This window comes from Acidiferrobacter sp. (assembly GCF_054609335.1).
Window position 1 is genome coordinate 15,611 of sequence record NZ_JBTRWP010000005.1, and the last position, 14,211, is coordinate 29,821.

The 14,211-nt window shown below is 63.8% G+C and carries 17 protein-coding genes; 9 read left to right on the forward strand and 8 right to left on the reverse strand.

Annotated features, from left to right (window positions below; translation table 11 throughout):
• Window positions 1-63 precede the first annotated feature (63 nt).
• Together dsbD and ACYCTF_RS02100 are read left to right on the forward strand one after the other, a co-directional pair.
• Window positions 64-1,902, forward strand: coding sequence for a protein-disulfide reductase DsbD (gene dsbD / locus ACYCTF_RS02095; RefSeq protein WP_461282559.1), 1,839 nt, complete (start codon window positions 64-66; stop codon window positions 1,900-1,902).
• Between the two features lie 44 nt (window positions 1,903-1,946).
• On the forward strand, window positions 1,947-2,534 hold the full coding sequence (locus ACYCTF_RS02100; protein ID WP_461282558.1) for a thioredoxin fold domain-containing protein: 588 nt from the start codon (window positions 1,947-1,949) through the stop codon (window positions 2,532-2,534).
• Here ACYCTF_RS02100 and ACYCTF_RS02105 read toward each other — a convergent pair.
• From ACYCTF_RS02105 to ACYCTF_RS02125, 5 genes are all read right to left on the reverse strand, one after another.
• Window positions 2,531-3,580: an NAD(P)H-dependent glycerol-3-phosphate dehydrogenase gene (locus ACYCTF_RS02105; protein WP_461284509.1), complete on the reverse strand. Its 1,050-nt coding sequence runs from the start codon at window positions 3,578-3,580 to the stop codon at window positions 2,531-2,533. The two genes, ACYCTF_RS02100 and ACYCTF_RS02105, sit on opposite strands and share 4 nt — an antisense overlap.
• Window positions 3,561-4,028, reverse strand: a complete 468-nt coding sequence (gene secB, locus ACYCTF_RS02110; RefSeq protein ID WP_461282556.1) for a protein-export chaperone SecB — start codon at window positions 4,026-4,028, stop codon at window positions 3,561-3,563. The genes ACYCTF_RS02105 and secB overlap by 20 nt, the downstream gene beginning before the upstream one ends.
• A 348-nt stretch (window positions 4,029-4,376) precedes the next feature.
• On the reverse strand, window positions 4,377-4,634 hold the full coding sequence (gene grxC, locus ACYCTF_RS02115) for a glutaredoxin 3 (RefSeq protein WP_461282555.1): 258 nt from the start codon (window positions 4,632-4,634) through the stop codon (window positions 4,377-4,379).
• 8 nt (window positions 4,635-4,642) lie between these two features.
• On the reverse strand, window positions 4,643-5,056 hold the full coding sequence (locus ACYCTF_RS02120; protein WP_461282554.1) for a rhodanese-like domain-containing protein: 414 nt from the start codon (window positions 5,054-5,056) through the stop codon (window positions 4,643-4,645).
• Between the two features lie 9 nt (window positions 5,057-5,065).
• Window positions 5,066-5,410 (reverse strand): ArsR/SmtB family transcription factor, encoded by a 345-nt coding sequence (locus tag ACYCTF_RS02125; RefSeq protein ID WP_461282553.1) that lies wholly within the window; start codon window positions 5,408-5,410, stop codon window positions 5,066-5,068.
• 138 nt (window positions 5,411-5,548) lie between these two features.
• Here ACYCTF_RS02125 and gpmI point away from each other — a divergent pair, with 138 nt between their 5' ends.
• The 6 genes from gpmI (at window position 5,549) to ACYCTF_RS02155 (ending at window position 11,209) form a co-directional block, all read left to right on the forward strand.
• Window positions 5,549-7,096, forward strand: coding sequence for a 2,3-bisphosphoglycerate-independent phosphoglycerate mutase (gene gpmI, locus ACYCTF_RS02130; RefSeq protein ID WP_461282552.1), 1,548 nt, complete (start codon window positions 5,549-5,551; stop codon window positions 7,094-7,096).
• Window positions 7,093-8,259 carry a murein hydrolase activator EnvC family protein gene (locus ACYCTF_RS02135; RefSeq protein WP_461282551.1) on the forward strand — a complete coding sequence of 389 codons (1,167 nt, stop codon included), beginning with the start codon at window positions 7,093-7,095 and terminating at the stop codon, window positions 8,257-8,259. The genes gpmI and ACYCTF_RS02135 overlap by 4 nt, the downstream gene beginning before the upstream one ends.
• A gap of 25 nt (window positions 8,260-8,284) precedes the next feature.
• The gene (locus ACYCTF_RS02140) at window positions 8,285-9,610 is read left to right on the forward strand and encodes a S41 family peptidase (RefSeq protein WP_461282550.1); all 1,326 of its coding nucleotides are present in this window, start codon (window positions 8,285-8,287) and stop codon (window positions 9,608-9,610) included.
• Window positions 9,611-9,614: 4 nt separating this feature from the next.
• On the forward strand, window positions 9,615-10,091 hold the full coding sequence (locus ACYCTF_RS02145) for a GNAT family N-acetyltransferase (RefSeq protein ID WP_461282549.1): 477 nt from the start codon (window positions 9,615-9,617) through the stop codon (window positions 10,089-10,091).
• 391 nt (window positions 10,092-10,482) lie between these two features.
• A complete protein-coding gene (locus ACYCTF_RS02150; RefSeq protein WP_461282548.1) occupies window positions 10,483-10,725 on the forward strand; it encodes a CopG family transcriptional regulator in 243 nt (80 codons plus the stop codon).
• On the forward strand, window positions 10,715-11,209 hold the full coding sequence (locus ACYCTF_RS02155) for a PIN domain-containing protein (protein WP_461282547.1): 495 nt from the start codon (window positions 10,715-10,717) through the stop codon (window positions 11,207-11,209). The genes ACYCTF_RS02150 and ACYCTF_RS02155 overlap by 11 nt, the downstream gene beginning before the upstream one ends.
• A gap of 158 nt (window positions 11,210-11,367) precedes the next feature.
• Here the strand turns inward: ACYCTF_RS02155 and ACYCTF_RS02160 are convergent, their stop codons facing one another.
• Window positions 11,368-11,694 carry a BrnA antitoxin family protein gene (locus ACYCTF_RS02160; RefSeq protein WP_461282546.1) on the reverse strand — a complete coding sequence of 109 codons (327 nt, stop codon included), beginning with the start codon at window positions 11,692-11,694 and terminating at the stop codon, window positions 11,368-11,370.
• Between the two features lie 12 nt (window positions 11,695-11,706).
• On the opposite strand from ACYCTF_RS02160, the gene ACYCTF_RS02165 reads away from it, so the two are divergent.
• Entirely contained in the window at window positions 11,707-11,907 is a 201-nt protein-coding gene (locus ACYCTF_RS02165) for a hypothetical protein (RefSeq protein ID WP_461282545.1), read from the forward strand.
• A 44-nt stretch (window positions 11,908-11,951) separates the two neighbouring features.
• On the opposite strand, the gene ubiB is transcribed toward ACYCTF_RS02165, so the two are convergent.
• Together ubiB and ACYCTF_RS02175 are read right to left on the reverse strand one after the other, a co-directional pair.
• Window positions 11,952-13,613: a ubiquinone biosynthesis regulatory protein kinase UbiB gene (gene ubiB, locus ACYCTF_RS02170; RefSeq protein WP_461282578.1), complete on the reverse strand. Its 1,662-nt coding sequence runs from the start codon at window positions 13,611-13,613 to the stop codon at window positions 11,952-11,954.
• Window positions 13,613-14,209, reverse strand: a complete 597-nt coding sequence (locus tag ACYCTF_RS02175) for a ubiquinone biosynthesis accessory factor UbiJ (protein ID WP_461282544.1) — start codon at window positions 14,207-14,209, stop codon at window positions 13,613-13,615. The genes ubiB and ACYCTF_RS02175 overlap by 1 nt, the downstream gene beginning before the upstream one ends.
• Between the last annotated feature and the right edge of the window lie 2 nt (window positions 14,210-14,211).

Consider the following 14,211-nt stretch of genomic DNA (forward strand, 5'->3'; position numbering starts at 1 on the left):
CAGGGAATAAGTCGGGCCCCGGATCGTCTCTATACCGGGAGACAACATGAAGCACGGGGCCCGATGATCAGGCGAGCGGTTCTTGTAGTGGTGGTGTCCCTGTGGGGCGCGCTTGCGGCTGCGGCCGCTCGTCCGCTGGCCCCCAATCAGGCCTTTCGCTTCCACGCGGCGGCTGCGCACGGCAAGCTCCTCGTGCGTTGGACCGCCGCGCCTGGCTATCACTTGTACCGCAGTCGCATCCATCTGTCTGTCGGACCGCGCAGCGTCCATCTCGCACCTTTCGTGCTCCCCCAGGGGCGGTGGGTCAACGATGCGGCGCTCGGCCACCAACAGGTGTATGAAGGTCGGACGGTTCTTGCGATCCCGTTCGCCGGGGCCCCCGGCGTCTCCGCGATCCGTGTGACGGCGCGTTACCAGGGCTGCGCGAATGCCGGTATCTGCTACCCGCCGCTTACAAAGACGGTCGTCCTGAAGACCCCAATAAGCGGTTGGCCTCCCGCGGGCCCTCTCAAGACGTCTTCCACTGGTTCGCCGCGCGCGCAAGCGCCTACGGCTAGCCTTAAGACGGGCTCCCTCAAGCCCATCGCCTCTCTCACGCCGGCCAAGCCCACCCCCCCTTGGACGACACTCGCCCTGTTTCTGGTGGCCGGGCTTGGGCTCGCGTTTACCCCTTGCGTCTTCCCGATGATCCCGATCCTATCGGCCACCGTCATCGGTCAATGTCGGGGGCGCGCCCGCCCGTTCACGCTCTCGCTTGCCTATGTGGCCGGCATGGCCGTGACCTACACGGGCGCTGGCGTGGTCGCGGCGCTTACCGGACACTATGTGCAAGCGGCCTTCCAGAACCCCTGGGTGTTGTCGGCCTTCAGCGCCCTGTTCGTGGTCCTCGCGCTCTGCATGTTCGGCTTGTACGACCTGCAGATGCCGTCCGCGGTGCAGGAACGCCTGGGTCGATTCGGCCAGGGCGGCCAAGTCTTCGGCAGCTTGGTCCTGGGGGGATTTTCCGCACTCATTGTGGGTCCTTGCGTGGCCGCCCCCCTGGCCGGCGCGCTGTTGCTCATCTCGCGTACGGGTGATGTCCTGTTCGGGGGTCTCGCGCTGTTTGCCCTGAGCGTTGGCATGGGCCTCCCACTGCTCGCCGTCGGGACCTCGGCGGGTCATTTTCTCCCCAAGGCCGGTCCATGGCTCGACAAGATTCGGGCGATCTTCGGCGTTGTCATGATCGGGGTCGCGATTTGGCTCGAAAGTCGTATCCTGCCGGGTCCCGTGACCTTGGGGCTCTGGTCGCTGCTGGCCATCATAGGCAGCGTGGCCCTGGGTACGCTCGAGCCCTTGTCTGCTAAGGCGCCGGGCTACGCGGGTGTCGCCAAGGGCCTCGGTATCGCCGTGCTCGGTTACGGTTTGGTGCTCGGCACGGGCGCCCTGTCCGGGGCTCGCGACCCGCTGGCCCCTCTTGCGCGCCTCACGGGCGCGGGCGCTCTATCGCTCTCGGGCCCAAAGCTTGCGTTTCAGACGATCCATGGCCAAAGCGGCCTGCGCCGCGTCCTGGCCGCGGCCCACGGCCGGCCGGTCTTGGTAGATTTTTGGGCGGCCTGGTGTGTCCAGTGCCGGCGCATGGAGACCAACACATTCCACGACCCTCGCGTCGCGGCCGCATTGGATTCAGTCGTGCTGGTGCGCGCCGATGTTACGCACAGCAATGCGCGCACCCGGCGTTTGCTGGCGCGCCTGCACGCCTTTGGGCCGCCGACCCTGGTTCTTTTGAATGGTCGCGGGGCGCGTGTCGGGCTCTGGCCCGGTTATGAGGGCCCCCATGCCCTTCTCACCCATCTCGCCGATCCGGTCCCCGTGGGGTCGCAGGGGACGCGGTCGACGGATTTGCGCCGCGAGGTCTCCAATTGAGTCGCGGGGGCGCCCACAGCGCTTCGCGTCCTGGCCACGCCTCGATGAGGGCCGCGGGCCTGTCGCTTGGGCTTGCCATGGTGCTGGTCCTTGGTCTTTTTGGTTCCGCTGCTGGGGCGCAGGCCGCGCCCGCTGCGGCCAAGCAGGCCCGTAGGCTCGCGCTCTACCGGGCCTTGGCAGGGGCCACGGCCATCACGGAGGGGGATGGGCCGCGCGTGGTCTATGACTTCTTCGACCCCAACTGCCCCTATTGCCATATTCTTTATGAACGGCTGCAGGGCTTGATCGGGCCCTACCACCTGACCGTCCATGAGATCCCGGTCGGTTATCTCACCTCATCCAGCGTGGGCAAGGCGGCGGCGCTCCTCGAGGCGCCCCATAAGCGCGCCGCCTTGCGTGCCCTGGAGGCTCATTACTCTTGGAAGACCGGGGGCTCGATTGCCCCGCGACCGGTATCCCCGGCCGTGCGCCGCGAACTCGCCCACAACCTGAGGCTCGATACGCTGGCCGCGGGCTTTCCGCTCGTGCCCATCCTGGTCTACCAGAAGGCCGACGGCACGATCCGTATCATGAACTCAGGCGCACCTCCGGTGTGGGCCTTGAAGCAGATCCTGGCGGCCGTCAAGGATTAAGGTGTGAGGCCGGAGGCCTCGGTCTTGGGGTCGCGACTCAAAAGCGCCGCCACCGCGGCCTCGGGGCTGCGGCCTGTGAACAGAACCTGGTAGACCTGCTCCGTGATGGGCATGTCGATGTGGCTTGCGCGAGCCAGGGCGTACACCTCGCGGGCGCTCGCCACCCCTTCCACCGCCTGTCCGAGCTCTCCTATGATGTCACCGAGCGATCGTCCGCGTGCGAGCGCAAGACCTACCCGCCGATTGCGCGACAGGTCATCTGTGCAGGTCAAGGCGAGGTCGCCTACGCCCGACAAACCCATGAGCGTCTCGCTCCGACCTCCGACTGCGATACCAAGACGCAGGAGTTCGGCGAGACCCCGGGTGATGAGGGCGGCGCGGGCGTTGGCGCCGAAGCCCAGTCCGTCGCTGATCCCGGCGGCGATCGCCAAGACGTTTTTCACCGCCCCGCCGATCTCGGCACCGATCACGTCGTCGCTCGTATAGATCCGCAGGCGCTCCCCTCGGAGCCAGGATGCCACCGTCTCGGCGGTCGCGGGATCATCTGACGCGACCGTGAGCGCCGTTGGCAGCCCGGCGGCCACTTCGCGGGCGAAACTCGGTCCGGTCAACACGGTCGCGGGCCTTCCAGGCCGGATCTCGGCGTGGATCTCCGAAAGTCGCTTATGGGAGCCGGATTCCAGGCCTTTGGTGGCCCACGCCAGAGTGGTCTGGTCGTCGCAGAGCGGTCCTACCGCGCGCAGCACGGTTCTGAAGGCGCCGCTTGGGACCGCTAGCAAGAGACCATCGGCGGTCTGGCAGACCCGCTTCAGGTCGCTTTCGATCTCCAGGCCGTCGGGAAAGCGGATACCAGGAAGGGCTGATGTGTGGACGCGTTCGTGCGCCAGCCGCGCCATGCGCGCCTCATCTGAGCCCCAGAGCAAAACCCTGCGCCCGAGGCGCGCGAGGACAATGGCAAGCGCGGTCCCCCACACTCCCGCGCCCAGGACACCGATCGTCTCCGATATCCTAGGCCGAGCGGGCGGCTCAGTGGGCGCTCGACCCATCTTGGGCTTCGCCGTCCTGCTTTTGTTGGTAAAGCATCTCGAAGTTGACGGGATTGATGAGCAATTGCGGGAAACCGCCCTTACTGACGAGGTCGTTTACCACCTCGCGGGCAAACGGCAGCAGGATGTTGGGGCACGCAATCTCCAGGACCTTCACGAGCTCCTCGTCGGGGACGCCCGTGATCCGAAACACACCGGCCTGCTTGGTCTCCGTGAGGAAGGCGGTGCGTTTATCCATGCGTGCGGTCACGGTCACGGCCAACACGACTTCGTAGAGTCCTTCCGCCGGGTTTATGTGGCCGTGTTCGATACCAAGCTGCATATCGACTTCCATCGCCGCCTTTTCAAGAAAAATGGCGGGGACGTGTGGGGCCTCGAAGGAAATGTCCTTCACATAGATCTTTTCCAGACTGAAGACGATTTCCGGGTCCGTGTTTTGATCCGCCACAAGGGCTCCTTACTGTAAAGTGGTTGAACGAGGTTATTGGCCGGGCCGACATCCTCTCCTCCCCAAAAGGAAGGAGACTCCTGCGGCGTCCACACACAAGCGGCTTGAGTCGCTTCGGCGGGTTCTTGGGCTAAAGAGCCTGACTGCGCTGCTCATCTCTCCACAAGTACGACTTTCCGCCCATCTGGCGGCAGTCCCTTGAGGAACGTGAATTGTGTTACCACCCCTAAGCAAAAGCAAGGACTCGGCTGGCACGCTGCCGCCCCCGCCACGACCGAAGGCGGTCCCAGCGGGGACCCCTCGGCCTGATAGACGTCGTTCTTGACGATGGGCGCTTCGCGCGCCGGATCAGAGGCCCAGCAGCGGATCGAGCTCCCCCTTGACGTCCAGTTGCGCGAGCTCCCGGTAGCCGCCGACATGAAGGTCACCGATGAATATCTGCGGGACCGTATTCGCGCCGCGCGCCCGATCGACCATTTCCTGACGCCGTGCGGGCTCTTCGTCCACACGAATTTTCTCGACCGCGACCCCCTTTTTTTCGAGAAGACGCGAGGCCATCTGGCAGTAGGGGCACACACGCGTGGTGTACATCAAGACTTTGGCCATAAGGACCCTTACGATACGGTGGGGAGATTGGCGCCGCGCCATGCCGACATCCCGCCGGCTAAGTTGCGCACGTCGGTAAAACCCTCCTTGCGCAGCAAAGCCGCCGCGCGCGCCGACCGCGCGCCGCTGGCGCAACAGAGGATGACGGGCTTCTCTTTGTATTTTTTCAGTTCTTGGCTGCGCGCCGCCATCTGTCCCAAAGGGATATTGATGGCGCGTGCAATATGTCCGCTCGTGAATTCTTGAGGTTCCCGGACGTCCACGATCACGGCGGCCTTGCGGTTCAGGATCTGGACGGCCTCCTGGCTTGTCACTTTTTGGCCGCCCGAGCCCCCATCGAGCGCGGAGCCCGCCGCCAGCAGGCCGCCGACGATCACGAGCGCCACAAAGAGGTACCAATGTGCAATCACAAACGCTGTCATGAGAGCTCCTCAGCGCGGATCGGGCAAGGTGCAGAACGCCATGCGCATGGCCCCGATGAGCTGCAGGATGCGCGGATCCGCGATGCGGTAAAAGACCTTGTTCGCGTGTTTGCGTGAGGCCAGGATGCCCTTGTCACGCAAAATGGACAAATGCTGGGAGATATTGCTCTGCGAAGTGCCCACCTGGACTACGATATCTTGTACACTCACCTCCGTGGCGGCGCCGAGTATGCAGAGGATCTTCAGTCGCAGCGGGTGCGCAATGGCCTTAAGCGCCCGTGATGCGAGCTGGATATCGTCCTCGTTGGTGATGAGGATATCTTCCAGCGGCTGGATGATCTCGGAAGGTACCATATCGACTCCCTTAGGTCGTAAGGACGAGTTACGGCACAGTAAGCCATTACCGGCCGGCTATCGCCCGAAACAAAACATTATACAATATAAGTGGGATTTAAAAGACCGGCTAACGGAATCCCGCCCGGAGCGCGTTTGATGCCTTTTACACCGAAACCCCTGGTGCTCGTTATTTTGGACGGCTGGGGTCACAGCGATCAGATCGAAAACAACGCCATCGCGGCTGCCCGCAAACCGTGGTGGGACAAGACTTGGGCGTCTGCGAGTCACAGCCTCATCCAGGCATCCGAAGCCGCCGTTGGTCTGCCATCGAAGCAGATGGGGAATTCCGAGGTCGGTCATCTGAACCTCGGTGCCGGCCGCGTTGTCTACCAGGAGTACACGCGGATCAACCGCGCGATCGCCTCGGGCACGTTTTTTACGAATAAGACACTGACAGACGCGGTGGATTTGGCCCGCGACAGCCACAAGAGCTTGCATGTGCTTGGGCTCTTGTCGCCGGGTGGAGTCCACAGTCACGAAGACCACATCCATGCCATGGTCGAGCTCGCCGTGACTCGTGGCCTGAACCAGGTCTATCTGCACGCTTTTCTCGACGGGCGCGACACGCTCCCGCAGAGTGCCGGCGCCTCGCTTGCGGCGATGGAGGCCAAATTCGCGGCTCTTGGGCGTGGGCGCATCGCATCCGTCATTGGGCGCTACTACGCGATGGATCGCGACCACCGATGGCTGCGCATCCAGGCGGCCTATGATTTGTTGACCGTGGCCAAGGCCGACTATCGGGCGACAAGCGCCGCCGAGGCCCTGGCCCTCGCTTACGCGCGTGGGGAGACGGACGAGTTCGTCAAAGGCACGATCGTGGCCCCGCCGGGCGAGGCGCCGCGTCTCATCGATGACGGTGACGTGGTGGTGTTCATGAACTTCCGCTCGGATCGGGCCCGCCAGATCAGTCGGCCGTTCGTCGATCCGGCATTCGACGGCTTCGTCCGGGCGGCGCAGCCGCGCCTCGGGCGGTTTGTGAGTCTCACGGAATACCAGGCCGACTTCAATGTGCCCGTGGCCTTTCCCTCGGCGCGCCTCGTCAATGTCCTCGGGGCCTATCTGGCCGAACTTGGGAAGCGTCAGCTGCGTGTCGCTGAAACCGAAAAGTATGCGCATGTCACGTTTTTCTTCAACGGCGGGGAAGAGTCGCCCTTCGAGGGCGAGGAGCGCGTCCTCGTGCCCTCGCCGACCGACGTGCCTACGTACAATCGCAAGCCTGAAATGAGCGCAAGCCAAGTCGCCGACGAGGTGATCCGGGCGGTCGCGGCCGGGCGCCATGATGTCATCATCTGTAACTTCGCCAATCCCGACATGGTCGGGCATACCGGGGATTTCGCAGCGACGGTGCGTGCGATAGAGGCGATCGACAAATGTTTGGCGCGCGTGGCCGAGGCGGTGCGGGCGAAAGGCGGCGAGATGCTGATCACCGCGGACCACGGTAATGCCGAGCAAATGCTCGATGCCGAGAGCGGACAGGCCCACACGGCGCATACCACAAACCCCGTGCCGCTCGTGTATGTGGGGCGCGATGCGCGCATCAGCCCCCAGGGCTCCTTGGAAGACGTGGCACCGACCCTGTTGCGCCTCCTCAACATCACGCCGCCGTCCGAGATGACCGGACAATCGTTGATCGAGTTGGCGTGAACGCGGGGAGGCTCCGAAAGCGGCCGCTCACCAACTTGCTCGGCCGCCTCGCTCTGGCCCTCCCCATTCTGACGACATCGTGGGCAGCCTACGCTGGACCCCGACACGATCTGCGGCTCCTGCGGTCGCGCGAGGCGGCATTGCAGCAGCATCTCGATCAGACCCTGCGCGAACGCAGCAAGGCCCTTGATGCCCTGCGTGTCTCGGAGGACCGGGTCGCCCACGCCGAGCGCGCGCTCTTGCGGGCCCAGGCCGCAGTCGATCGATCACGACAGAAGGTGCAAGCCCTCGCTGCGCGCGAGACTGCGCTGCGTAAGGCGGAGGCGCGCGAGCGCCACGAGATCGACCGCCAAGCGCGTGCGGCCTATGCCACCGGCCGCCAGGGCGCGGCGCAGATCCTCTTTAGCCAAAAGGACCCGCAGTTCCTGGCGCGTATCATGACCTATTACGGTTATATCCTGCGCGCGCGAGCGCGGCGTCTCGCGGTCCTGCGGCACACCACATCGGCCTTGCGGTCGGCCATGGTCGCCGACTCCGCGCAGACTGCCAAGCTGCGGCAACGGGCGCGCGTGGAGGCGGTCCAGGCGCAACGTTTCGACACGGCGCTCGCGCGTCGTACTGCGGCCGTGGGCGCCCTGAACCGCCGCGCCCGCTCCGGTCGCGCCCGCTTGCTGGCTTTGCGCCTGCGTGCCCAGCGTTTGCGCGCGCTGGTGCAAGGACTCCGCCGTCTCCCCAAAGTCGCAGGCCCGATCCCTCAGATGAAGGGCCCGTTTGCTAGATACCGCGGCCATCTGCCTATGCCGATCCCGGCCCGCTACCAAGCCTTGCGTGTCGAGCGTGCCCCGGGGGGTCTCGGCCGCTGGGGGGGTGTACTCATCCCCGGGCGATCGGGGGAGCCGGTACGTGCCGTGTTCCCCGGGCGGGTGGTCTACGCAAATTGGTTGCGCGGTTACGGTTTGTTGTTGATACTGGAAAACGGGGGCGGGTATATGACGCTGTATGGCCATGATCAGGCCCTCTTGAAGCATGTAGGGGACGTGGTTCGCGCCGGAGAGGTCATCGCCACCGTCGGAGACAGCGGCGGGTTCTCGCGGGCGGGGCTCTATTTCGACATCAGCCACGACGGCCAGCCGCTCAATCCCTTGGTTTGGTTGGCGCGTTGAGCGCATTTTTTGGAGAATTGCTGCGATGAAGAAGAGCCTCACTCGCTACGCCCTGATCCTGTTGGCGGGCGTCTTCCTGGGGGCCGGTCTCACGGTCGAGCGCGCGGTGGAGGCGGATCGGGCCGCGCATGAGCGCGCAACCCTCTCGCAGCTCCCGCTGCGCGAGCTCCGGACCTTTGCGGAGGTCTTCAATATCGTCAAGGCGGAGTATGTCGTTCCGGTCAGCAGCCGCACATTGATCGACAACGCCCTGCGCGGCATGGTCAACAATCTCGACCCGCATTCCCAATACCTTGATCCCCGCCAGTACCGCCAGCTCCGTGTCGACACCACCGGGCGCTTCGGCGGCGTCGGTCTCGAGGTGACGGAGTACAAAGGTTTTCTGAAGGTCGTAACCCCCATCCACGGCACGCCGGGAGGCCGTAGCGGCATCAAGCCGGGCGATCTCATCGTCCGCATCAACGGGACCTTCATCCAGGGACTGTCGCTGCGCAAGGCCGTGCACCTGCTGCGTGGGCGCCCGGGATCCACGGTTGCGCTCACGGTCGTGCGCAAGGGGCAGGCCCAACCCCTGACGTTCCGGCTCGAGCGCCAGATCATAAAGATCCATAGCGTCGCGGGTCACCTCCTCGCGCCCGGATACGGTTACCTGCGCATCTCCGAATTTCAGGGAGACACCGGCAAGGGCGTCACGCGTGCGCTTACGCATCTGATCGCAGCGAACCATGGTCCCCTGAAGGGGCTCGTGCTCGATCTCCGCGATAATCCCGGTGGCGTATTAAACGCCGCGGTTGCGGTTTGTGACGACTTCATGAACCACGGCGTTGTCGTGAGCACGCGCGGTCGCATACCGAGCTCGGACGTCGTGTTCCGTGCCCACGGGCCGGATATGCTGCATGGCGCGCCCATGGTCGTACTCGTGAACGGCGGTTCGGCGTCGGCCGCCGAGATCGTTGCGGGTGCGCTCCAGGACAATCGCCGCGCGGTCATTATGGGCACCAAGACCTTCGGCAAGGGCAGCGTGCAGACGATCATGCCCATGGGCAACGGGGGCGCCTTGCGCCTTACGACGGCCCGCTACTTCACGCCCAATGGTCGCTCGATCCAGAATCTCGGGATCGCGCCCAATATCGTGGTTCACGAAGGGAAGTTCGTATCGGGGGCGCCCAACGGCTTCCTGCGCGAGACGAACTTGCCAGGACATCTTGCCAACCCCAACCCGCCCAAGGCCGCACCGAAGCCGCACGCGCTTTCGCCGGCCACGCGCAAGCTGCTCGACGAGGACTACCAACTGCGCGAGGCGTTTGACTTGTTGCGGGGTATCTCGATATTTCGGCACTTGAAGGGGTGATGCCATGGCACGCAAGGACGCTTTGCCGATCAAGATACGACCGCTCCAACCGAATGATCTCCCGGGGATCATGCTGCTCCACCGGGAGCTTGGGTGGAATCCTGCATTCAAGGCCGATGGCAGTACGCTGGGCCAACGTCTCGCCGCGCTGATTACCGAGGAAAACGCGCTCTTGCTCGTGGCCGAGCATGACCGTGCGGTGGTCGGTTACGTGCATGGAGAGATCGTGACCCATCTCCTTTTCGCCGCCCGTGAACTCTATGTGACGGAGCTCTTCGTCATCGCCGAGGCGCGCGGCCGGGGGGTTGGCAAGACCTTGATGGCGGCCATAGAGAATGAGGCTGCGACCCGCAAGTGTTTCCGGATCAGTGTTTTGAATAGCCGCGAACGCGACTCTTACCGGCGCGGTTTCTATCCCTCGCTCGGCTACGAAGAACGGCCGAGCGTGGCGAGCTTCACCAAGCGGTTGGACTGGGGCTGAGCGCGCGATCGACAGCCCCCGCGTGACCACGGGGGGCTGGGCTGCCCTTTGTGCGTGGCGCCAAACGGCGCCTCTCCTTCCCAGACGCCGCCGGCCGCGAGCCCTTCCCGCCCGATCCCTGGCCGTCATGCGCGACGTGAAGCGGTAGGGCGCGAATCGGCCGACACCATTATGGTGCGCATGGTGTGGTGCCATTACCCCGCGATTCGATTGGCGCCTTTAGGCGCCGAACGAAATGACTCCATATTGCTTAGCGCCGGCCGTTCGCGTGCTGCGGGGTACTTATGGTGGGCGCCACATAGAATCGCAAGCCATATCGCCCATGACTTGACCCAGCACACTCATGCCGTGCTACACTAATTGCGTGTTACACGAAATCAGTGGTGACCCCATGCGCAACATGACTATTGCCATCGATGATGCGACCGCCGAATGGGCGCGCGTGTTGGCTGCCAAAAACCGGACCAGCGTTTCGCGGATTGTGGGCGATATGCTCAGGGAGAGAAAGCAGCGCGAGGAGGGTTACGCTTTAGCGATGGAAGGTTATCTGGGAGCGGTCGCGGTGCCGCTCTCAGGGACCGTGGACCCATCGGACAGGCCCTATCCCGTCCGAGATCTCCTCCATGAGCGGTAAGGTGTTTGTTGACACAAACATCCTTCTTTACGCGCGCGATGCGGGTCAACCGCAAAAACTAGCTACCGCCCGGAGTTGGATGGAGGCCTTATGGCGGGGCCAAAACGGGCGGTTGAGTTTTCAGGTCTTGCAAGAGTTTTATGTCAACGTTACGCAAAAACTCAAGCCTGGGCTCCCTGTTGCCGATGCCCGCCGCGATCTTCGTGCCTTGCTCGCCTGGAACCCGTTATCAACGAATGCCACCCTCCTAGACGCGGCCTGGGAGCTCATGGACCATTTCGGATTTTCCTGGTGGGACGCTCAGATTGTTGCGGCTGCGCGTATTGGAGGATGCGTGGTTTTGCTGACCGAGGATATGCAGGATCGGCTGGACGTTTGGGGAACGCGTATCCTCAATCCGTTCACGACCGGCGCGCCTAACCCAGGCGATGATCTGACCGCGTTTGGTTCTAGTAAGATCCCGTCTGTCCGGAAAGCGCCCTAAGCTGGCCCCACGGACCCGAGACTCTCCCGAGGAGGTCGTCTTGATCAAGGTCCCTGAGGGAGAGTTCTCTTAGTCCATCACAAGTTGTGACCGCGATGGGCAGAAAATCCATCAGATAGGATGATCGTGCTCACGGTGACGGTATGCTGCAACTCTCACTACCCGATCCTCTGCATCTCTTCGCGAATGACGCGGCGCAACGTCTCTTCCAGGGGCACCTCCGTGCCCTGTCCGATATATACCCGTAAGGCCTCATTGATGAGGCTCTGGTAGTCGCCGCCCCCGGCCGCATTCACTTGGTTGCGAAACCACGCCAGAATGCCCTTATCGAGGCGAATCGTGATGCGCGTCTTGGTGGGTGCTGCGGGAACCACGGCACCGCGCCGGGCTTTACTCAAATCGTAGCGGGCTTTCATCGGCCAGGTTACCACCGGCGTCTCGCGCCCTATTTTGGCATAGGCTGGGGGGGCAAGGCGGCGCGCCACCCGGGCTTCTCCATGGGCTTCGACATCGGTGTGCTCTTTACCGGCAGCCCCAACGTTCAATTGAGCGCGAGCAATCCCTGCAATAATGGCACACTTACCTCCGACGTGGCGGCCGCCCAGGCCCAGGCCCAGGCCAACGCCAACGCCAACGCCCGCGCGAGCCGCCATAAGCTCTGGCCGGTCGTGGGTCTGCGTCTAGGCTACGATTTCTGAGGGGCGGCGGGGCGCCTCGCATGCGCCCTACTTCCGGACCTTGCTTACTCGGGCCTGCGCCCCAGGTCGAGCAAGGACCATGCGAGCAGTAGGAAGCCCGGTACCCCAACTGCGATTTCCAGGACGCCCAGGTAGCGGGCGACGAATGTGGGGTGGGTCACACCGAAGATCATGAGTCCCGCGGTCGCAAGCATGCCGCCGAGCAGGCCGATCATGATGCGGCGATGGCGTACACGCATGTCGTTCGCCAGGCGCTCGATCTCGTCGGACTGTGCGCGGACCGAGAGCTCCCCGTCTTTGGCCTGCTTGAGCGCGGCGCCCAGGTAGCGTGGGATCTCCGGGAGCACATGGATCCAGTTCGGATACTCTTTGCGGATGGCGTTCCATACCGCCCGCGGGCCAAGTTGCTCGCGCATCCACCGCTCCAGGAACGGTTTGGCGGTAATCCAGAGATCCAGGTCCGGGTAGAGGCGCCGTCCGAGCCCTTCGATATTGAAAAGGGTCTTCTGGAGCAATACGAGCTGGGGCTGGACCTCCATATTGAAGCGCCGTGCGGTCTGGAAGAGGCTCAAGAGCAGACGGCCAAAGGAGATATCCTTAATTGGTTTGGCGAAGATCGGCTCGCACACCGTCCGGATCGCGCCTTCGAGATCGTCTACGCGCGTGCTCTTGGGGACCCAGCCCGCGCGCACATGCGCTTCCGCGATGCTACGGTAGTCCCGATTCAAGAAACCCAGGATGTTCTCGGCCAAGTAATATTTGTCATCCGCGCTCAGCGTCCCCATGATCCCGAAATCGACTGCCCGGTATTGGCCGCTGAAGGATACAAAGATGTTGCCCGGGTGCATGTCGGCATGGAAGAAACCATCGCGAAACGCCTGCGTGAAGAAGATCTCCACCCCGTTGTGTGCGAGCTTGCGAAGGTCGACGCCGTTTGCGATCAAGGCCTCCCGATTCGAGATCGGTACGCCCGTGATCCGTTCCATCACCATCACCGTGCGGCGCGTGTAGTCCCAGAAGATCTTGGGGACATAGAGGAGCGTCGAATCCAGGAAGTTGGTGCGCAACTGGCTCGCGTTGGCCGCTTCATGGGCCAAATCCATCTCGTCGTGCACGACCTTCTTGTACTCTTCCACCACTTCGAGCGGTCGCAGCCTGCGGGCATCGGGCCAATAGCGCACGGCCAGCTGTGCCAAGGTCTGGAGGAGCGCCAGATCGCGTCTCATGATGATCTCGATGCCTGGCCGCAGCACCTTGACCGCCACCTCGGTCCCGTCGTGCAAGGTCGCAAAGTGGACCTGCGCGACCGATGCCGAGGCTATGGGCGTCATGTCGAAGGTGCGGAAGGCCTGAGCGAGCGGCATACCGTAGGCGGCTTCGATGAGGGCTGCGGCCTGATCGCTCGGGAACGGTGGTACGCGATCCTGGAGACGCGCGAGCTCGACCAAGATGTCGTCGGGTATAAGGTCGGGCCGCGTCGACAGCATCTGCCCGAACTTGATGAAGATGGGCCCCAGTTCCTCTAAGGCGCGTCGCAGCCGCTCGCCCCGGGGGGCCGTCGTCGACCGCCACCGCCAGGGCGCGAGCCGCATGACATAGGCATAGGGCCTGAAGAGATGGAGGTTGACGACGAACTCATCCAGACCATGGGAGATGAAGACCGCGGCTATCCGTAAAAGGCGGCGCGCGCGCCCGAAGGTCAGCATCACCGTGCCTTAAGGCGCCGCACGCGCTGGCCGAGCCGTTCCACGTCATCCCTCAGGGTGTCTACGGCCGCCAGAAACTCGTCCATCTCCCAGGGGCGTGGCAGGGCCCGCTCCTCGTCTTGCAGGAAGGCCACCCCGTTCGCCGCAAGGCGCGTGGCGGCGTATCGCAGAGACCCCCCGACGCGGCGCAGGCCGCGTACCACAAAGTGCGCCGGGACATCGCCCATGATGTTTGCGAGCGCCTCCTGCCAATCCACCGGCGCGTTTTCGAAGAGCCGTTTCATGGCAAGTGCGGTGTCGATATCGCCTTCCATCTTGAGTCCGGAGGCGACGATCTTTTGGGTCTGCTCGGGCTTCGCGCGCACGAGCGCCAGGAGCTGCATAGCCGAGCCGCGCACCGTGACGTCGCAGCTTCCATCGGGCGCCCGCACCACGATGCGATCCTTGGTGAATGCCAGATCGAACGACAGGGCTGGTGCCTCAAGCGCCACGCGTACCGCGCGGCCCTCAAGCGCGCCCATGTCCTTGCGTGCCTCCGGATCCAGGCGGAACGGCGCGTTCAGTATCTTTTCCAGGGCGAAAAGCGCGATGCGCACAC